General features: G+C 33.7%; 23 protein-coding genes. 9 read left to right on the forward strand and 14 right to left on the reverse strand.

What is annotated here, in order from left to right:
• Positions 1–232: 232 nt before the first annotated feature.
• On the forward strand, positions 233–589 hold the full coding sequence (locus CD041_RS07545) for a hypothetical protein (RefSeq protein WP_002460134.1): 357 nt from the start codon (positions 233–235) through the stop codon (positions 587–589).
• Positions 586–774, forward strand: a complete 189-nt coding sequence (locus tag CD041_RS07550) for a hypothetical protein (RefSeq protein ID WP_080606527.1) — start codon at positions 586–588, stop codon at positions 772–774. Before CD041_RS07545 ends, CD041_RS07550 begins: the two co-directional genes overlap by 4 nt.
• A gap of 153 nt (positions 775–927) precedes the next feature.
• Here CD041_RS07550 and CD041_RS07555 read toward each other — a convergent pair whose 3' ends face one another.
• Both CD041_RS07555 and CD041_RS07560 read right to left on the reverse strand, forming a co-directional pair.
• On the reverse strand, positions 928–1,119 hold the full coding sequence (locus CD041_RS07555) for a hypothetical protein (protein ID WP_002460136.1): 192 nt from the start codon (positions 1,117–1,119) through the stop codon (positions 928–930).
• Positions 1,120–1,122: 3 nt separating this feature from the next.
• A complete protein-coding gene (locus tag CD041_RS07560) occupies positions 1,123–1,770 on the reverse strand; it encodes an HAD-IA family hydrolase (RefSeq protein ID WP_002460137.1) in 648 nt (215 codons plus the stop codon).
• Positions 1,771–2,150: 380 nt separating this feature from the next.
• Between CD041_RS07560 and CD041_RS07565 the strand changes: the two genes are divergently transcribed.
• A complete protein-coding gene (locus CD041_RS07565; RefSeq protein WP_002460138.1) occupies positions 2,151–2,681 on the forward strand; it encodes a hypothetical protein in 531 nt (176 codons plus the stop codon).
• Positions 2,682–2,889: 208 nt separating this feature from the next.
• Here the strand turns inward: CD041_RS07565 and CD041_RS07570 are convergent, their stop codons facing one another.
• Positions 2,890–4,485, reverse strand: a complete 1,596-nt coding sequence (locus CD041_RS07570) for an alpha-glucoside-specific PTS transporter subunit IIBC (protein WP_070648172.1) — start codon at positions 4,483–4,485, stop codon at positions 2,890–2,892.
• Positions 4,486–4,692: 207 nt separating this feature from the next.
• Here CD041_RS07570 and CD041_RS07575 point away from each other — a divergent pair, with 207 nt between their 5' ends.
• Positions 4,693–5,454 (forward strand): MurR/RpiR family transcriptional regulator, encoded by a 762-nt coding sequence (locus CD041_RS07575; RefSeq protein WP_070873956.1) that lies wholly within the window; start codon positions 4,693–4,695, stop codon positions 5,452–5,454.
• A gap of 37 nt (positions 5,455–5,491) precedes the next feature.
• Here CD041_RS07575 and CD041_RS07580 read toward each other — a convergent pair whose 3' ends face one another.
• From CD041_RS07580 to CD041_RS07600, 5 genes are all read right to left on the reverse strand, one after another.
• Positions 5,492–6,001: an SRPBCC family protein gene (locus tag CD041_RS07580; protein WP_002478788.1), complete on the reverse strand. Its 510-nt coding sequence runs from the start codon at positions 5,999–6,001 to the stop codon at positions 5,492–5,494.
• A 125-nt stretch (positions 6,002–6,126) separates the two neighbouring features.
• Positions 6,127–7,422 (reverse strand): Na+/H+ antiporter NhaC family protein, encoded by a 1,296-nt coding sequence (locus tag CD041_RS07585; protein WP_002460143.1) that lies wholly within the window; start codon positions 7,420–7,422, stop codon positions 6,127–6,129.
• 287 nt (positions 7,423–7,709) lie between these two features.
• Complete coding sequence (locus CD041_RS07590) at positions 7,710–8,294, reverse strand: hypothetical protein (protein WP_002478786.1); 585 nt, start codon at positions 8,292–8,294, stop codon at positions 7,710–7,712.
• A 181-nt stretch (positions 8,295–8,475) separates the two neighbouring features.
• Complete coding sequence (locus tag CD041_RS07595) at positions 8,476–9,357, reverse strand: SDR family oxidoreductase (protein WP_070648170.1); 882 nt, start codon at positions 9,355–9,357, stop codon at positions 8,476–8,478.
• A gap of 79 nt (positions 9,358–9,436) precedes the next feature.
• Positions 9,437–10,567, reverse strand: a complete 1,131-nt coding sequence (locus CD041_RS07600; protein ID WP_070815474.1) for an amidohydrolase — start codon at positions 10,565–10,567, stop codon at positions 9,437–9,439.
• 481 nt (positions 10,568–11,048) lie between these two features.
• On the opposite strand from CD041_RS07600, the gene sdpC reads away from it, so the two are divergent.
• The gene (gene sdpC / locus CD041_RS07610; RefSeq protein WP_070648168.1) at positions 11,049–12,251 is read left to right on the forward strand and encodes a peptidoglycan release complex CPBP-like subunit SdpC; all 1,203 of its coding nucleotides are present in this window, start codon (positions 11,049–11,051) and stop codon (positions 12,249–12,251) included.
• Between the two features lie 43 nt (positions 12,252–12,294).
• On the opposite strand, the gene CD041_RS07615 is transcribed toward sdpC, so the two are convergent.
• On the reverse strand, positions 12,295–12,981 hold the full coding sequence (locus CD041_RS07615) for a ribose 5-phosphate isomerase A (protein ID WP_080606526.1): 687 nt from the start codon (positions 12,979–12,981) through the stop codon (positions 12,295–12,297).
• A 155-nt stretch (positions 12,982–13,136) separates the two neighbouring features.
• On the opposite strand from CD041_RS07615, the gene CD041_RS07620 reads away from it, so the two are divergent.
• A complete protein-coding gene (locus tag CD041_RS07620; RefSeq protein WP_002478781.1) occupies positions 13,137–13,790 on the forward strand; it encodes an MOSC domain-containing protein in 654 nt (217 codons plus the stop codon).
• Positions 13,791–13,865: 75 nt separating this feature from the next.
• Here the strand turns inward: CD041_RS07620 and CD041_RS07625 are convergent, their stop codons facing one another.
• Complete coding sequence (locus CD041_RS07625) at positions 13,866–14,876, reverse strand: aldose epimerase family protein (protein WP_062077973.1); 1,011 nt, start codon at positions 14,874–14,876, stop codon at positions 13,866–13,868.
• A gap of 554 nt (positions 14,877–15,430) precedes the next feature.
• A complete protein-coding gene (locus CD041_RS07630; protein ID WP_037540600.1) occupies positions 15,431–15,625 on the reverse strand; it encodes a helix-turn-helix transcriptional regulator in 195 nt (64 codons plus the stop codon).
• A 258-nt stretch (positions 15,626–15,883) separates the two neighbouring features.
• On the opposite strand from CD041_RS07630, the gene CD041_RS07635 reads away from it, so the two are divergent.
• A complete protein-coding gene (locus CD041_RS07635) occupies positions 15,884–16,492 on the forward strand; it encodes a DNA-3-methyladenine glycosylase (protein WP_002492246.1) in 609 nt (202 codons plus the stop codon).
• A 124-nt stretch (positions 16,493–16,616) separates the two neighbouring features.
• Here the strand turns inward: CD041_RS07635 and fni are convergent, their stop codons facing one another.
• Both fni and corA read right to left on the reverse strand, forming a co-directional pair.
• Positions 16,617–17,669 carry a type 2 isopentenyl-diphosphate Delta-isomerase gene (gene fni, locus CD041_RS07640; RefSeq protein WP_070648167.1) on the reverse strand — a complete coding sequence of 351 codons (1,053 nt, stop codon included), beginning with the start codon at positions 17,667–17,669 and terminating at the stop codon, positions 16,617–16,619.
• Positions 17,670–17,714: 45 nt separating this feature from the next.
• Positions 17,715–18,662: a magnesium/cobalt transporter CorA gene (gene corA, locus CD041_RS07645; protein WP_002478778.1), complete on the reverse strand. Its 948-nt coding sequence runs from the start codon at positions 18,660–18,662 to the stop codon at positions 17,715–17,717.
• A gap of 118 nt (positions 18,663–18,780) precedes the next feature.
• On the opposite strand from corA, the gene CD041_RS07650 reads away from it, so the two are divergent.
• Both CD041_RS07650 and CD041_RS07655 read left to right on the forward strand, forming a co-directional pair.
• The gene (locus CD041_RS07650; protein ID WP_070648166.1) at positions 18,781–19,248 is read left to right on the forward strand and encodes a thioesterase family protein; all 468 of its coding nucleotides are present in this window, start codon (positions 18,781–18,783) and stop codon (positions 19,246–19,248) included.
• Between the two features lie 5 nt (positions 19,249–19,253).
• A complete protein-coding gene (locus CD041_RS07655) occupies positions 19,254–19,643 on the forward strand; it encodes a hypothetical protein (protein ID WP_070648165.1) in 390 nt (129 codons plus the stop codon).
• A 32-nt stretch (positions 19,644–19,675) separates the two neighbouring features.
• Here the strand turns inward: CD041_RS07655 and CD041_RS07660 are convergent, their stop codons facing one another.
• Entirely contained in the window at positions 19,676–20,584 is a 909-nt protein-coding gene (locus CD041_RS07660; protein WP_062077975.1) for an alpha/beta hydrolase fold domain-containing protein, read from the reverse strand.
• Positions 20,585–20,655: the final 71 nt, after the last annotated feature.

The following is a 20,655-nucleotide window of genomic DNA, read 5'->3' on the forward strand; positions in this document are numbered from 1 at the left end:
CTTATGTAGGTTATTATACTATAATTTGAACAAAATGGTACAAAAATTTTACAGTTTTTTGAAATCGGTTACAACATTGATTTTACAAGCTTTTGCAAGCTATAAAATTTACTAAAATTAAGCTTTTTCACCTTTCAAAATGGTTATTTTTTATATTCATTATGATATAAAGCATACACGTATTTCTTTCGTTTTATGTTATACTTTCAATTAATAATAAAGGAGATTATTTATGATTAAAGAACTTAGTTTACGTGGGTTAAAATTTTCAATTATATTTGGCGTTTTATTTTTTATTCTTAATTATTTTAGTGGCACGCGTTCATCACTTAGTGCTTTAAGTATAAGAACGATTTTAGCTATACTATCTTTCTTTGTTCTCTATGTAGGCTTATTCGCTATCTTCAATTCTGAAATGCGCAAGGTTATATATAGTACGACACTCTCGATATCACTTGTTATTTTTATTTTATTAGGAGGGCTCTTTTTCACGGTAAAAATTGGACTTATCATAGGTCTAATCGTCGGTATTCTTGCGGGAGCCATTTGGGAATTAATACATAATAAAAGAGGAGGTAGAGTGCGATGAGCACCATTATTATTGGTATTATTCTTATAATTTTACTTATTATTAGCCTTATACCAAATTATATTGCGATGAAACGACAACAAGCAGATAATCAAAGTGCAACACGCTTTATGTTTATAGTTGGTATTGATGCAATTTTGCTACTTTTAATAATTACAACATTAATTATTAAAAGTATGTCGTAAACATCACTATAATACGTGAAAGCAAGACATAATTCTAGCTTCATTTTTTAAGATTATACCTTTTCGTTTTATACTCACGTTTTAATAGATTTCTAATCAAAGGAAGCTGGAATCCCAAGCTTCCTTTGATTGTATGTTTTTATTTGGAGTTTCTTATTGTTGGGGCTCGAGTATTATTTTGTAGATGATAATAGCGATGATGAGATAGATGAAAGTATTGATAAAGAATCTTCGTGTATGTTTACGTCGAGGTAAGTGTTGGTTAAGCTTTGGCGCAATAATAAGATTGATAATGCCAATGATAATGGGCCCTGCTATAAAGAATAGAAGGATATTCCAATTCATGTGTTAGTGCTCCTTTCCTCGTTCGAAGCATGCTGTGACAATACTATCAAAATCCATATCTTTACCAATGTATGAAATAGCTGAAAAATCTTGTTGCTTAGTCATTTCATTTGTATTTACAATTACATCTAATCCTGCAGTTACTGCAGCAGTCGCACCATTAACTGAATCTTCAATAGCTAAACAATGTCCCGGTGCATAATTAAGTTTCTGTACTGCTACTAAATAAGGATCTGGATTCGGTTTAATATCATCGACATCTTCTCGACCGACTATGACATCGACATAAGCATCGAGCCCTAATTGGTGCACTGTTGGCATAATATCTTGTCGATAGCTACTCGTAGCGATGGCCATAGGTATATGATGCTGTTTCAAGTAGCGCATCAACTGCGCAATTGTTTCTTTTACTTCTAAATGCTTACTTGTGTCATTATGTTCTGTATAAATTGCTTGTTTATCATCAACGCCTAAAGCTTCTGTTAAATAGTCATGCAGAGGCTGTGCTTTCCCACCAACATTGCTACGATAAAATGACCTTGATATTGGAGATAATTTGTGACTAGTCAAATGTTTATTTATTAATGAAAATAAATGTTCCTCCGTATCAATAATTGTTCCATCAAAATCAAAAACAACTGCTTTATACATCAATATTCCCCTCTTTTTCTCTGTAATGCTTATATTTTAACATACTATTTATCGTCTATTTTGTAATCAAAATTTAATAGTTTATCTATCATTATCATGATACTGCCACTTGAATCTTTAAAATAGATCATCACTTTTGTATAGTTAACGTAAAAATCATATGACAATTCAATTAAATTTAAGTTCATTCAAAAGTCTTAGTGATAATATTCTCAAAGAATGATACAATCAGTGTGAATAAGAGAACGTAGCTATTTTACTTATCCACGCAACACATCTTCACACAATTTGGTAAGACACTGTCATATAAGCGTATATGATAATATATCGTTCAGTTTCGTTACATTATTTAAAAATATAATTTTAGAGGAGGACATCACATGTTGATAGATAAATTTGAAACCTACATTTTAAATATCGCAGGTTTGAAATCACGTTCAACGCGTAAACAACTAATTAAAATTTGTAAACAAATTCACTTTTGTGAATCAATTCAATACAGTATAACTAAGAAAAAAGGTATTTTTGTCTTAGAGCTTAGCTTACCTAAACAACAACTACCTTATGTAATTAGTTTCTTAAGTTTTCACGAGTATTTAATTTATCAAATTTTACCTCCAAAGCATGTAGACGAACTTCTTAATTCTGAAAAATTATATCAATCCTCCAAACGTTTTGATTTAAAAATAGATGGTTTGCAAGATGCTTTCATTAAAGATAAAGTCATTGATATCATGACCTTATTCTCAAATCATTATGCTATAAATTATACCTTGAATCCAGATTGTGCCAGTGTTTGTTGTTCACCAGAAACATTCGCACACTTATTACGTACAATCGCAACACATAATATTGATGTCCTATCAGCATCTTATCGTTCAAGTGCTATGCATAAATCTCGTATTTCATAATCAAAAGCCATCAGTTCGTTACTCAAAATAAAAAGCACAAAGATGATTTTTAACTTCAAATCATCTTTGTGCTTTTTTACGCCGTATTTTAAGTTTTAAGGCTTTACGTTTCTAGGGTACTGTCTCATCCTTGGTCTTCAACTAGCACTATTCCTTAAAGCATTTCACCAACATACTTTTTAAAAATGGTTCCTTTTGTAACTGAATATTACTTATCATCCATAGTTACTAAATTTTCAAACGCTTCTCTTACTTGAGGAACAGACATCCCTACAACAACTTGGACATTTTTACCGCTTTTAACTAAACCGTGTGCCATTTGATTATGTGTGAAATAAGCACTTTCTTCAACTTTTTCTGGATCATTCACAGTTAAGCGCAATCGCGTTGTACAATTAGTGACATCTTTAATATTTTCTTTGCCACCTAATCCATCCAGATAATAAATTGCTTTTTCTTCGTATTCGTTACCAGCTACTGCCTGTTTACTGTTTGTTGTATTATCTCCTTTTTTATCTTTGTAATCTTTTTTAGAGAATAATTTAACGTCTTCTTCGTCTCTACGCCCTGGTAAAGGAATATCAAATTTTAAAATTAAATATCTAAATAGTACAAAGTAGATACCTACGAATATTAATCCGATAACGACTTGAACTACATATGTCATCCAGTGTTTCTGTCCTAATGGAATCCAGTTTGTGGCTAAGAAATCTAATACACCACCGCCCATATTACCAACAACACCAAATAGATACATCAAAGTATCCATAGTTGCTGCTAATAATGCATGTAGTACAAATAAATATGGTGCGATAAATAAGAAAGTAAATTCTAATGGCTCTGTAATCCCAGCTACAACTGCTGTTAATGTTGCTGGAATAAGTAAAGCAGCTACTTTCTTACGGTTTTTCTTAGGTGTTGTAAAGTACATAGCTAATGCAATCCCCACACAACCGAAAACTTTACCGTTACCTTGAAGCATAAAGCCATAGTGAAATTGTTCTTTCAGTGGTTTACTGTTCTCTGCAAATTGATTTAAATGATGGAACCATTCTGCCTTAAGTCCATCTTTAGCCACGACTGGTCCAACTTCAATTGGTGCATAAATAAAATGATGTAATCCTGTTGGTATTAACACCCGCTCTAAAAAATGATACAACCATACACCTACGTACCCTGATCCAATAATAAAATGTTGTACAGACTCAATACCACTTTGGATAGTTGGCCATACGATACATGTAATTGCAGCGACAGGCAACATAACAAAAAATGAGATAGTTACAACAAATGTTAGCCCTTGGAACACACCTAACATTTCTGGTAAGCGTTTACTATAGTATCTATTATGTATCCATGTGATTATAGCTGAAATAATAATACCACCAAGAATATTGGTATCTAACGTTTCGATTCCTGCAATAGCTTTTAATCCAGTAACATTTTCAACGCCTTTTTCTAAATTTGCACCAAAGGTATGGGGCCATTGTGTTAAAATCGCATTGATAAATGTATTGAACATAAGGTAGCCCATTAGTGCTGCCAATGCTGCATGGCCCGGTGCTTTTTTAGCGAGCGATAAAGGTAAGCCTACTACAAAGACGATTTCCATATGGTTAAAAATAACCCAACCGCCTGCTTCTATTATTGACCAAAATTCAAACCAAAAAGTATGACTATCCGCTAAACTCCCCATAATTGTTGGATTTTTAAATAATGTAGCAAATCCAAGTACAATCCCAAAAAATGCAAACATCAGCACAGGAACAATCATCGCACTACCAAAGCGTTTTATTGCGTTCATTTTGTACTTCCTCCCTTAACTATGTTCTAAATATGATTTCTCAATCGCCTTAATATCGGTTAAAACGTTTTCAAATAGGTTATATGTTTAATATATAGTAAACGCTTTCATACAAACAATGCAGTTGACCTATTTTGAAAGTATTTTGTATAATCAGATTATGTTTTCATTATATGAAAATTTTTTCATAAGAATTGAGGATTATTTATGTTTTTAGACGAACGAGTAAATAAAAACTTTTCAAAATTAAATGAAAATGACCTGCAAATTGCCCATTATGTCAACGCACATATTGAGGACTGTAAAAATTTAAAAATACAAGAGCTGGCACAATATACACATGCATCAAATGCTACGATTCACCGCTTCACTCGAAAGCTTGGTTTTGATGGTTATAGTGACTTTAAATCATTTTTGAAATTTGAAACAGAAATACAACAACAACACTCGAGTGATTCTATAGATGCGTTTAAACAAGAAATTGACAATACATTTTCTTATTTAGAACGTATAGATTATGATCTTATAACTGATAAATTAAATGCGGCGTCAACGATTTACTTGTATGGTACTGGTCGTGCTCAAAAAAACGTTGCTGAAGAAGCACAGCGTATCTTATTAACTATGCATCATAGTATTATCGTCTTATACGATGTACATGAACTAAAAATGGTGTTAAATCGCTCTGAAGATAATGATTTATTCTTTATTATTTCATTATCGGGAGAAACCACACAGCTACCTGAAATCACAAACTTACTGCAATTACGCCAAAAATACTTTATCTCTGTCACTACATTAAAAGATAATACGTTAGCACAGAAAGCCAATTACAATGTTTATGTATCAAGTAACACCTTCTATTTATATGATGGTACAGATTATTCTAGTTTTATAAGTTATCACATATTTTTTGAAACATTACTACGTAAATACAACGAGCGTAAAGAAGCACATGAACTAAAATAAGCGAAGTGTCAGTTTCATTGACACTCCGCTTATTTTATTAAGATGATGCTTCAATATAGTCCGCAAGCACTTGATTCATTTTATCAAACATGAGTTCAAAGCCATGAACCGTTGAGTCATGATATTCTTTTTTCTTCTGCTTATATTCGAGATTAGTTAAGCGTCGTTCACGTGCCACTAAAGATTGATAGTTAAACAAGAGTTGTGTACCCCCTGTTTCTCGTTCAACAAATTCAACTTCAATCATATCTTCAGCATCGCTAAGCCCTGGCATTCCAATAGTCATTTTAATATATTGGTTCTCTACCAATACTTCAAAAGTTCCTTCTATAACATTTGCTTTGCCATTGCGTTTATCAACAATTCGATATTTACCATTTTCTGCTACGTCGACATCAAATGTTTGATTGGTACGCTGAGACGTCATAAACCATTGTTTAAGTAAAGACGCTGTTGTCCATGCTTGATAAACTAAGGAAGGCGAATATTTTAATAATCGTTCAATATGAATTTGAACATACTCATCTTCTACATTATATTTAGCCACTTTTCCATACACCTACTTTCATACTCAATTCTATTTTAACGTATTTTTAACTCACACCAAAATAGTTGTATCACAAATATATTAATTTACCAAAGTAGATTTTAATACTTTCATATCTCCAAGTACTATTTTGCTTTTAGTTTTGGATATAAAAAGATAATGGACGCTAAGCCACACACACCTAATAATATTGGATAAATACTGTATGGTACAAGTAAAAATGGTGAAATCCCAGCTACTCCAGCTGCCGATATCACTTGCGGACTATAAGGTAATAATCCTTGAAAACAGCTGCCAAATATATCTAATATACTCGCCGACTTTCTAGGATCAACATCATATTCATCAGCAATACTTTTTGCAAGTGGACCTGACATAATAATAGAAATTGTGTTATTAGCGGTTGCGATATCAGCAACACTAACTAAACTCGCTATACCAAATTGTGCACCGCGTTTAGATTTCACTTTAGAACGAACAAAATTTAGCAGCCAACTTATGCCGCCATTATGTTCAATTAAACCTACTAGACCACCGATTAAAAGCGCAATCATCGCAATATCTTCCATGCCTATAATCCCTTCTGATATCGCTTTAAGCAAACCTTTCCATCCAAACGAACCATCTATTAAACCAATGATACCTGATAATGCAGTCCCGCCAATTAAGACAATAATAACGTTAACACCTATCAATGCGAGCACTAGTACCAATACATAAGGGATAACTTTTACTAAATGATAATCGTAATTTTTTGTTGAATCTATCGCTACACCATGTGTTAATAAGAATAGAATTACAATCGTTAGCAATGCACCAGGTAATACAATTTTAAAATTAACTTTAAATTTATCTTTCATATGTGTTTTCTGGGTACGCACTGCAGCAATAGTTGTGTCTGAAATCATTGATAGATTATCACCAAACATAGCACCACCAACAACAGTAGCCATTGCAAGCGCGGTTGGCACATCTGTAGCTTGCGCAAATCCGTATCCTACTGGAGCTATCGCTGCCACTGTGCCAACTGACGTCCCCATTGAAATAGACACGAACATACAAATCACGAACAAGCCCACAATAATTAAGTTTTGCGGAATAAGTGATAAACCTAAATTGACGGTCGATGCAACACCGCCCATTTTTTCAGTGGTTGTCGAAAAAGCACCTGCCAAAATAAAAATAAGCATCATCAAAATAATATTAGAATGTCCGGCACTCTTAGTAAATACTTCAATTTTTTTTGCAAACCGTTCTTTACGGTTCATTAGCAGTGCCACAACGACGGTTACAGTTATAGCTACATTAAGTGGCATGGTAGTGAAATCTCCAGAAATAATCCCCACACCTAAAAATAATAAAACAAATAATAATAGTGGCAACAGTGCCCACGCATGACCATTTTGTTTCTCTTTAGTCATTACTTATCTTCCTTTCCCATATAAAAACACATCGTCATTTCATAGATATTATTCATACATCTATGACATTTAGCGGTATTGAGCAAATATTTTTTCTTCTTCGTCATCTTTATGGGGGCGGAAAATTCAAGCCAAATTTAGCTTGTACCCGCCCCCCCGCAGTTGTACCACTTATATCATTTCAATTAAAGAAACACAACATAAATTCTGTCAAACTTCTATATTATATACTTAGGTATCATTTACCGTACTAGAGAAATACCTCGTCGTCAATATAAATATCAAAATCATGTGAAATCTTCATGTTCATAATGGTCATTAAAAATAATAAACACAATAACGCCAATAAATAACATGGTGAATGCTAATCCTAATATTGCGGTCCAACGATAGAACCCTGAAATTAAAATCGTTACAACACTTACTACCATTACTGTAATAACCAAATATCGTATTTTTAAATATTGTGCTTTAGGTACATGCTTTTTGTGTTTCTGGCTATCCTGACTTAATATGTTACGATTCAAACCAAGTTTTGAATCTAAGAAAAGTGAAATTGCTATCGTAATAACAATTGAGATTAATTGAAAAGCAACGTTTGGATATGGTCCAATAAACACTAGCACAAACGCCAGACCATAACATATTATAGACACTACAGCCATGACTCTATCCCAAAATGGTGTTAACCATATCTGGTCTTGATTAATATGTTTATTCACTTCAAATAATTGCGCAAAAACCACTGTAAGTATTGCTGGTACCGCAAAGAATACTAACATCTTTCTATCCAATTCAAGTATATACATCATCGCACAACCAATCATAAAATAGGTGAATGCAAGTCCTCTAATTAAATTTTCTGCTGACATCTACTCATCCTTTGAATATATTTATAGCTTTATTAATAGCATATAGCTAAATATATTTCTAATTGCAATCAACATAAATAACTCCTTCCAAAGTCTACATTTCCTCCATGTTTACTTTGAAAGGAGCTTACTAAGCTGTTTTCATTTTCTATCTTAGAAAATGAACCAATGCTTAATAATATTAATTAATTTGAATACCACCCGTTACACCGAATACTTGACCTGTTATATAGCTCGCGTCTTCTGAAGCAAGTAACACGTATGTGCCAGCTAATTCAACGGGTTGACCAGCACGTTTTAAAGGCGTTTGTTGACCAAATTCTGGGATTTTTTCTTGCGGTTGTCCACCGGTAATTTGTAATGGTGACCAAAATGGTCCTGGTGCTACGCAATTCACTCGTATCCCTTTATCTGCCAATTCTTCAGAGAAACTTTTAGTAAGTGAAATAATTGCTGCTTTAGATGCCGCATAATCATGTAATATTGGACTCGGATTATAACCTTGTACAGAAGAAGTCGTTATAATTGTAGCTCCGGGTTGTAAATAATCTAGCGCTTTCTGTATCGTCCAAAAGACTGGATATACGTTTGTTTCAAATGTCTCTTTCACGTGTTCTGTTGTAAAACCATGAATATCGTCATGATATTGTTGATGTCCAGCAACGAGCGTAATATTATTTAAACTACCTAAAGATTGATACGCTTGTTCGACCAAATCATAATTAAATTGTTCATTTCTGAGGTCTCCCGGCAGAAGAACCGCACGTTGTCCAGCTTTTTCAATTGCTTCCTTTACTTCTAACGCATCCTGTTCCTCACTAGGTAAATAGTTTAACGCAACGTTTGCACCTTCTTTAGCATAAGCAATTGCAGCAGCACGACCAATCGCAGAGTCCGCACCTGTTACAAGCATATTATATCCTTGTAAGCGACCATGCCCCACATATGAAGTTTCGCCACAATCTGGTTCAGGTGTCATCTCTGATTGCAATCCGGGTAACGGTTGTTCTTGTTTTTCGTAAAGACTGTATTTATATTTCGTTCTTGGATCTTTTTGTTCCATAACGGTCATCTCCTAATTAATGAGCTAGTAGTTTTATACCCAAGTTAGATAACACGTTAATCATGAACAATAAAATTCCTTACTCTTCTGCATTAGCTAATAATTGTTGAATCAATGTTATAAAATAGTCAGGTGCTTTTTCTAAAATATGTTCATCTGGATCATATTTAGGATGATGTAAATCATAATCGCTATTAGAACCAATAAATGCAAATACACCAGGTCGTTCATCTAATAAACCGGAAAAATCTTCTCCAATCGTAACGGGTAGTTCCAGAGTTGTAACATCGTAGCCTACTTTTTGAGCTGCTTTTATTGCTTCTAGTGTCAAATGTTCATCATTATACACCGCACCAGGTAATCGTGTGTAATTCAATTCTATTTTAACGTGGAACAAGTTTTCTAAACCAGTCGCAATATCTTGCATTCGTTGCTCAATTTTACTTTGGATTGCTGTATCAAATGTTCTAACGGTACCTTGAACATAAGCATCATCAGGAATAACATTCCATGTGTTACCTGCCGATACTTCACCTATTGTCACAACAGCGCTGTCAAATGCAGAAATATTTCTACTAACTATTGATTGTAAGCTGGTAATCAATTGTCCAAGTACGATAACAGGATCGTTACCTTGCTCTGGCTTAGCTGCATGTGCACCTTTACCAAGTATTTTAAATTCAAAATGGTCTACATTAGATGTCATTGCACCAGATTTAATCGCAAATTGATTAATCCCCAGCGTAGGATAATTGTGAAAACCTAGCACAGCTGATACGTTATCTAAAGCTGAGGTTTGCGCTAAAACTTTAGCACCATAACCCAGTTCTTCAGCAGGTTGGAATAATATCCGTACGGTACCTTGCAAACTTGTTTCGAGTGCTTTTAATTGGACAGCTACTGCCAAAATGGATGCCATGTGAATATCATGTCCACAAGCATGCATCACCCCTTCATTTGTAGAGGTAAACGCATGTTTAACTTGCTCATCAATAGGTAATGCATCAATGTCTGTTCTAACTGCTATACAAGGCAATCCTTGCCCAATTTCAGCTACTAAACCGGTAGCCATTGGTATATCTAAGATGTGGATGTCATATTGCTGTAAAATGCGGCGAATCCGCTTTGTCGTCTCAAATTCATCATTAGAAAGTTCAGGATATTGATGAAACATCCGACGCCAATTAACAATATCATTATAATTAAGCATGTATATCTACGTCCTTTCTAAAAAAGTAAATCACGTCATGGATAATTGTTCCTCACACGACTCCGATAACTAAATTAAGTGTGATTAAAATTAATATTATAGAAACACCCATTACTATTAACCGAACCATGGGTGCAGCTTTAATATGTTTGATTGTTCTGCTATCAAATGTATTTAGAAATATTGTAATTCGTACAGAAGCTAACACTGCCATAATGTTTTGACCATATTGACCAGCTCATTGTGCAATATAAAATGAAAATCGAGATTGTGACATACCTATTGCCCTTATGTATAATAGATTAACACAATTGTCAAATTATTCTCACAAATGCTGAGTATCTTACTTTTAAATGTGTAAAATAATGCAAGACTATTACAGTTTGATGATAAATTAATGGAATAATTTATTTCTATCGGCTTAATATGTATAATGTTAAAGAAAGAGATTTGGATGGTTACCCTATTGGAGGTTACATAAATGAAAAACAATAGAATTTCCGGGTTCCAGTGGGCTTTAACAATATTTGTATTCTTTATTGTTACGATGGCACTCACTTTAATCCTTCGAGATTATCAACCTATGTTTGGTGTTAAACCTTTTTTATTTGATGCATCTCGTTTAGCACCTTTTATTTCAGCAGTTATCTGTATTCTAATCTTTAAAAATAAGCGTGCCCAACTTTCCGGGTTAAAATTTACAATTAGTTTAACAGTTATTAATCGTCTGTTATTAGCTCTTATTTTACCTTTAGTTATTTTTATCATCGGTATGGTGATATTTAATACAATGGCGGATAGCTTTATTTTATTACAAGCATCAAATTTATCTGTAACTGTATTAGCCGTATTAATTGGTCATCTAATGATGGCTTTCTTTGCAGAGTTCGGCTTCCGTTCATATTTACAAACAGTTGTAGAATCTAAAGTAAATACGTTTATTGCTTCTATCATTGTAGGTTTAATGTATGCAATTTGGACAATTAATACAACATATAATTTAGAGTATACAGGCTATAACTTTTTATATACCTTTGCCTTTTCAATGATTGTTGGTGAGCTGATTCATGATACAAATGGACGTACTATTTATATCGCAACAGCCTTTCACGGTTTGATGACGTTTATTCCTGTCTTTCTATTTAGTGAAGAAACGGGAGACCTTTTCTCAATGAAAGTAATTGCCTTAACAACAGCAGCCGTAGCAATCGTCTATATTATCTTCACTATGATTATCAGATATTTTATTTATCGTACAACAGATCAAAGTCTGGACGAAGTAGATCCCAATAATTATTTAGATCATATTGGAGACGATGATACTGAAGAAACAGCAACTGTTACAACACCAAGTGAAGATTCTGAAAAAGGTACAACATCATCAGAAATGAAGAACGATATTGAACAGACCCCAACATCAACGCCAACAAGTGAAAATCAATCAGAAGCTAATTATCAACCTGAACAACACGAAGCTGATAATAACTTAGAAACAGCAACCGAATTTCAGGAAACACCATCTGAACAAACAGCTGATTCTGATAATACTAAACCTGAACAACATAACAATGACACAGACTCTAAAAATAATCGACAATCTTCTGTCGTTGCTGATGCGCATCAAGAAATACAAGACGCGCAAAAAGCTTCACCCGCAGCAACAGACAAAGAGCAAGACAAGTAACTAAAAACAGGAAGCCAAACACAAACGTTGGCTTCCCGTTTTTTTATTTATTTTTTATTTTAACACCTTGTTGCGTACCAACAATTACTTGATCCGCAATATCTAAAAAGAATCCTGTTTCTAAAACACCCGTAAGATGAATTAAATATTCATGCAATTGATAAGGATCCAATTCTGTTGTCAACTCACAATCAAGAATATAATTCCCATTATCTGTAATAAACGGTACATCGTCACGTATGCGTAATTCCGTACGAATATGACCATAATCTTCTATTTTTGCTTTTATTAATTGCCAATTAAATTTATCTACTTCCACTGGTAATCGAAATGTTTCACCCAAATAATTTACAACTTTCTGTTCGTCAACTAAAACGACAAAGCGTGCTGCTAGTTCATCTATCACCTTTTCTCTGAACAGTGCCCCTCCACCGCCTTTAATCAAATTCAACTGTGAATCTACTTCATCTGCGCCGTCGATTGCTAAATCAATATATGTAATATCATTAATATCGACAATATCAATCTGCTGCTTTTTTGCTAATATGGCCGTTTTATTGGATGTACATACACCTTTAATTGTTAAATGATCACGTTTAATTTTGTCAGCGATTTTAGGAATAAGTAGTTCTATTGTACTACCTGTACCAATGCCTAAAATCATTTCATCCTTGATTTGAGCAACAGCGTCATCAGTTGTTAATAGTTTCAATTGTTTTGTGTCTAGCATCGTAATTGGAACCCCTTCTCTATTGTTGTATTCCCTTTCATTGTACATGACAACTTTTAAAAGATACAGTTGATATATACAAATTCACTAAAAGCATTGCTACTTTATGAACATTTATAGTAAGCTGTCAATAAAACTTAAAAAGGAGACAAACAATGATACCTGTTGTTGCTATTTCTACTGGTAAAATCCAACACTTGCCTTATAGTACCAAAAAGCCCATGATTTCAGCGTTAGATAAAATACCATTTACTGGTCGCATGTGGCTATCTATTGATGGATTTTCTGAAGATGAACAAGCATATAAAGACCACGGTGGTCCTCATAAAGCAGTTTGCTGTTTTAGTCAATCAAATTACGATATGTATAAAGAAGATTTAGCACAGTTACCTACCTACGCCATGTTCGGGGAAAATGTTACGGTAAAGCATTTAGATGAACGAGATGTTTATTTTGGAAATCAATATCGTTTAGGTGAAGCGATATTAGAAGTCTCAGAAATGCGTGAACCTTGCTGGAAAATTCAAGCTAAATATCAAATTCCTGACTTAGTCAAACGCATGACAGCTTCAGGAAAGACAGGATTTTATTTTAGAGTGATACAGGAAGGCTATGTTTCTCAAGAAGATAATCTAGAATTACTTACTCAAGCAAATAAAGCGTCAAGATTATCTGTTTATGAGTTAAATGATATTTATTACAACGATCGAAAAAATATTTCACGTATATCTTATGCTTTAAATAATCCTTATCTATCTCCTAGCAGACGGGAAAAGTTATCTCGCCTATATCATCGTGCCTGTAAATAATATAATTCTATTAAATGAATAAAGAGCATGATAAGTGTCAACTGTTGATGGTTGACACTTATCATGCTCTTTTTCTTATTGCTCACTAATTTGATAACTTGTTGTTGAAGAAAATTGTTGGCCAGCTCTTAAAATAGACGGTGCTTGTTGACCAAAATAATTTATATCATTGGGTAAAAATTGTGTTTCTAATGTAAAACCTGAATGCGGTTTATATATATTTAACTGGCTCTCCCAAGTTTCTGGATGATTCATCGTGTATATCACAACATAAGGCATATCTGTATCTATTTGTAATTTGAACTCTCCATTTTCTACAGACAATGTTTGTTCGCTTAGTTCAAATGGATGGTCTAACCCTTGATAACGTTCCATTTGTTGCTTAATATCATCTTGATACGCCTGAAAAATTTCTTGAAATGTAATATGGTCTGAACCAAATTGAGATGTTAAGTTTATAGGTGTGTCATTCAATAAGAAATGTTGACGGTTTAATAAATACATCTTTAAGTCTTTCGCATGTATTTGATGATTATCAATAACATTGTTATCTCTATTCAAATTAAAGTAGACGTGATTCGTTGGATTAAATATAGTTGTAGCCGTCGTTTCAGCTTCATAAGTAATCGTCCAACGATGTTCTATATCATAATGATGTATCACTTTAAGCGCTAAATCTCCTGGATAACCGTCATCACTAGCATTTAATTTTGCCCTGAAAATAACTTTTACATCGCTTATTCCTTCAACGATGTCATAGTCAAATAGGACTTGATCACATCCATTTGAACCACCATGGATATGGTTAAGCCCATCATTTTGTTCAAGTTGATAGCGATCTTGATTAAGCTTAAAAGCGCCTGCCTCAATTCGACCGCTATAACGACCTATTGTTGCACCAAATTTCAATGGATTATTTAGATAAAATTCATCAGCTTCTACACGATTACCTAAGACGATATTATTGTCATGAAATTTCCAAGCGACAATTCTTGCACCATAATTTGAAAAGACGATGCTTGTTTCATTATTGTCAATTTTAATAAGGTCGATACCATGTCTTTGCTTTTCTACTTCAACTATCATAATTACTTACGTCTCCCTCTTAACTATGTCCAACTAAGTGCTGTTAGGCAATGACATCACGCACAGAATACAAATTGTATTTTGTATTAAAATTAAAGCCCGTTAAACAAAGCGGATATATAAATATCTGGGCATCATCCATTTACCTAATGCTGAAAATGATTGATTGTAATACTTAAAACTAAAATTTACAATTATACTGCAACTAAAAAATCAGACTTCTTAAATCATACCCTTAAAATATAACCTAACGAATTAGCCCCATCTTTATCACATAATTCCGTGACTAAGAACATGAGCTATCGTTACCTACTTAGCTTATTATTCATAATTTTACGTTTTCTTTATGGTGAAAAGCCATTATACACTTATACATTGTTACACTTTTTTACTTAATATGCCACAGATTATCGCCAATATTCGCAATTCTTCCATGGTTTTTTAGTAAAAAAATTACAACTTCCTATTCCAAATTTCGATGTAATCACTTACAATTTTTCATAGCCTTTTAAATAAAATGAAATTTTCAGCTTATTAACTATATAACAATATCTCTAAGTATCATTTTCCCAAAATAATGTATCTAACGTTGTGCCCAAAGTTTTAGCTATATTTACACATAGTTTTAATGATGGATTGTATTTGCCATTTTCAATCATATTTATTGTTTGTCTTGACACACCAACAGCTCTAGCTAATTCCAGTTGAGATATTTTAGAATAACCACGATATACTTTTACTTTATTCAAGCGTGTCACCACTTCTTTCACATTAACTCTTAATTAAATCATACGTAAATGACGAACCAAAGTCAAATATATATGACATTTTCAAGGAATAATTCTATTTTTTATTGTGTTTCTATACCAATTCATTTGCTGACATAAAGTGTCTCTTTTTAAGAACAAAAGATCAAATTCACTGCTAAACTTCGATTTCAATACAATTCTATGACTGACTTTGGTAAAGTTAAAGGTATAATACAAATTCACTAAAAGGAGAATGTAATGGATTTCATCGTCCCTAGTACCATAGATACTGCTAAAGCATTATTAGGTGTCAAAGTGATTTATAATGATGATGGCCAAATTTATTCTGGATATATAGTAGAAACAGAAGCTTATTTAGGCTTTGATGATCGTGCAGCACATGGCTTTGGGGGTAAACAAACTCCTAAGGTTACATCCTTATACCAACGTGGTGGCACGATTTATGGACACATCATGCACACCCATTTATTAATTAATTTTGTCACACAACAAGCGGGTGTACCTGAAGGGGTGCTCATACGTGCAATTGAACCTGTCGATGGTATTGAAGCTATGAAAATAAATCGTGGTAAGCACGGCTATGAATTAACAAATGGACCTGGAAAATGGACAAAAGCATTTCATATTCCACGTGCCATTGATGGAACACTATTGAACGTCGGACGCCTATCCATAGACACAAAAAATCGTAAATATCCACGTGAAATTGAAGCAAGTGCACGAATTGGAATACCTAACAAAGGTATATGGACATCAAAACCTCTACGTTATACAGTTAAAGGTAATCCATATGTTTCGAGAATACCTAAAAAGAATATGCGTGCAGCGATAGATACTTGGAAATAGATTTTTTGACATAATAAAGCACCATAGCACACACATACAACATGTAACACACGCTGAAATGAGGTGCTATGGCGCTTTATTTTATATTTTATGATTAATATACATGGCCCCGTATTAATATGGTCTATAAGCCTCTATCTATATCAATATGACGCTGTTCCATCCAAGATAAAAGTTGTTGATCAAAAATAAGTTGTGATTGCTTTAATGCTTCAATGTCTGGCGCATTTAACATCGTCATTATTTGTTGCATTTGGGTTGTAAATTGTGCAACAAAAGTGATCGTTTGTTCCACACCTTCATTTTCAACATGATTTAGAAATGGGCGAGACATCCCTACTGCTTTAGCACCTAATGCCAAACTCTTGATGGCATCTAGTGGCGTTCTTATACCACCGCTAGCAAATATATTGAGTGAAGATTGATATGCTTGGCTTTCAAGTAATGATTCTACCGTGGATTGTCCCCAATTAGCTAAATAATTCATATCTTTATTACTGCGTCGTTCATTTTCTATTGAGACAAAGTTAGTGCCTCCCCTGCCACTTACATCAACGTAAGTCACACCGATGTCTTTTAATGCCTTAAATGTTTCTTTACTGAATCCAAAGCCTACCTCTTTAATGATAACCGGTACCGAAACATGGTTAATCATTTTAGCAATATTATCCATCCAACTTGCGAATGTCCGATTACCTTCTGGCATCACAAGTTCTTGTGGTGCATTGACATGGATTTGTAATGCTTGAGCCTCCATCAATTCAACCGCTTCGACTGCACGCTCAACAGGTACATCAGCCCCAACATTGCTGAAAATGACACCTTCAGGATTTACTTGCCGTGCAATTCGAAATGACTCTATCATATCAGGGTTTCGCAATGCAGCGTGTGTCGATCCCACAGCCATGGCAAGGCCAGTTTCCCGTGCCACAGTAGCCAATTTTTCATTAATTTGTTTCGTCCATTCACTGCCACCAGTCATCGCATTAATATATAGCGGATAATCCAGCTTAAAGTTGGAAGTGTGTGTCGATAAATTCACTTGTGCTACATCAATGTGTGGAATAGAATGATGAACAAAACGCACTCTATCGAAATCTGACGCCGGTGCATCCTGTTGTGCCATAGCAATTTCTACGTGCTCATTTTTTCTTTGTTCTCTTTGAAAATTACTCATTCATTTACCATCCTTTATTAAAGGTTTACCGTACAATATCTATTATTAAAACCAACGTTTTTTTCTAAAAAAGATAATTAATGCAATCGCGATAACTAGCATGACAACTAAACAAATATAATAGCTGTAATGCCATCTTAATTCAGGCATGTTATCAAAGTTCATTCCATAAACACCTGCAATAAAAGTTAATGGAGAAAAGATAACTGATACAAGGGTTAATATTTGCATGATGCTATTCATTCTAAATGATGAATATGATTCATAATTCTCCCTGATTTCATTTGTCATCTCTTGCGATGTACGAATAATATTACTTTGTTTAATCAAATGGTCATCGATATGTTGGATATACATCGAATGCTTGCTATCTACAATTAAATTACCTTCGCTCTTGATTGTTTCCACCAATTCTTGCATTGGAAACATGACTCGTTTAATTTTTATAAGGTCAGATCTTAATTTAAAGACGTTGTCCATCACCTTTTTACTTAAAGCATCATCCACATGCTTATCTTCAAAGTTATAAACCTTTTCTTCAATGTCATACACAAAATCAAAATATTTATCCACCATCATATCTAATATATGAATAACAATATCTGCGCAGTCTAGTTCACCATCATGATGATAAGCATTCCATTTTGCTACCTTCATCAATGATGAAAAATGCTTGTGATGATAGGTCACTAATACATTATTTTTTAAAAAGACATTGAGTGCACGTGGTGAATAATCATCACTATTGATACTATGAAACACGATATATTGATAGTCGTCGTATGCTTTATATTTCACGCGTGGGACGCCCGTAATTGTATCATCAATTTCTAAATAGTTAAAATCAAAATTTTCACGCAAAAAATCATTCTCTTTGGCAGTTGCATCTTCAAAATCATACCAAACAATCGTTGCATCTTTAGGTACATCTGCAATATCAGGTACTGTTGTCAATGATGTGTGTGGTGTTTGGTATCTAATCGTTATACTCATACATATTTCCTCCCACTTCAGCAACGTTCGTTGTTTATTTTACCATGAATTCAATCATGTGTATGTGCTAATTTTATTTAGTATGATAGAACTAACATAGAAAGATGGAGGATAAGCGATGATATTTACAGTACAAGGTATGGTACAACAATCACAAATTGATCATAATGCACATATGCATGATGCCGATTACAATTATATTTTTAGCGATGCAATCAACCAATTCAATTATACTCACGGATTGTCTCTAGCAGAACGACAAGCGCTGCATTATACAATATTTACTGTCGAAGAACATACAACTTATTTAGCCGAAATGTCGCTAGGAGAACACTATACAATACAACTTTTCATATATAACTATGACGATAAGCGCATACACTTTTTCTTGAAATTAATAAAAGAGAACGGCACTTTGGCAGCGACTAATGAAGTTATGATGCTTGGTATTGATTCAACTACGCGCAAGGCAGCAGCATTCCCAGAACCTTATTTCACAGAAATGACATCATATTACAAGACACAAGACATATCTCAGTGGTCTAAACAATTAGGGCATCAAATCGGAATACCGAATAAAGGATGAACACAATGACAAAATCTAGCATAGAAAAAATAAAATCATATCTCTTAGATTTGCATGATGATTTAAAGCTCAACCTTATAGATATGAATCAAACTAAAGATATGTTTATGAATGGACCTAGTACAGAGTTATTACGTAGAGCACTAAATATGAGCTATTATCAAGGACAAAAGCAGGCACTAGATTGGCTACAGTACAATGTCGAATCTCAAGATTCACATACTTTGATGACGCTAATTGAAGACAAATTACATCTGTTGACTGAACAAGACTCAAAAGTAAAAAATTTGGCTATCATAGCTAAAGAATTGCCTGAACAATTGTCACAAGAAGCACATAGAGATGGTCAACGCTCTATTTTAAAGCATATTAAAACACGCATTGACGTTTTTTAAACTAACAATAAAAAAGATAAGCCTATATAGGCCTATCTCAAATCATTATCTATCGTTTGTGCAATTTGTTTCACTACTTTGTGTGATTCATGAATAGGAAATAACGAAAAGTCATGTATCATTTTGGGATATCTAAAGAACTCAATCGGTTGTCGGTGCTCACTTAAATAAAAATCCAAGCGTTCCATATCAGGATAGTAGATTTCCTTTCCTGCACCAAACATAACAATCGGTGGTAAGCCTTCAAGATTGCCATTAATTGGTGATATTTCAGCATTGTTCAAAGGCTTTCCAGCTGCCCACACTGATAAAATATCATGAACACCTTGTCGATTAACAAATTGATCTTGTTGTTGAAGTTTTTCTGTAATTTCTGGGTTACTTAATGTAGCATCCAATAATGGTGACAATAAATACAATTTACGTGGCATTGGCAACTGCTGTTTGATAAGAGATTGGACAAAGCTTAATGCGAGCGCGCCTCCAGTACCATCACCCATAACTACTATATTTTCAGCACCTACTTCATCCACTAATTGTACATAAACTGCCTGTATCGCTTTAAAAGTATCATCAATATGAAATTCCGGTGCTTTAGGATAAATAGGTAACACGACCTCATATAACGTGGCTAATGTTAATTTATCCATCAAGCGCCAATGAAATGGCGAGGGTTGTAACGTATTGTAACCACCGTGAAGATAAAGGATTTTCTTACCTGTTTCATGTCTAAAATTGAATCGAAATACTTGCATATCATCTAACATTAATTTATCTAAATTTGATTTAACATTTAATGTTGAAGGTTGTTTATGCTTTAAGCGATTAGCATTTCTTCTTTTCTCCATAAATTGATTAAATTGTCCCTCATCCTTAAATTGAATTGAACGATTATGCAGTAAATACTTATTTACCACACGATTCATCATATAAGTTCTCATGTATGTCAACCCCTAAAAATTGCCTGATTTTCTGCAGAATTTAATATTATCGTAATTTTTTTCGTGCTTTT

This window comes from Staphylococcus lugdunensis (assembly GCF_002901705.1).
GTDB classification, from domain to species: Bacteria; Bacillota; Bacilli; order Staphylococcales; family Staphylococcaceae; genus Staphylococcus; species Staphylococcus lugdunensis.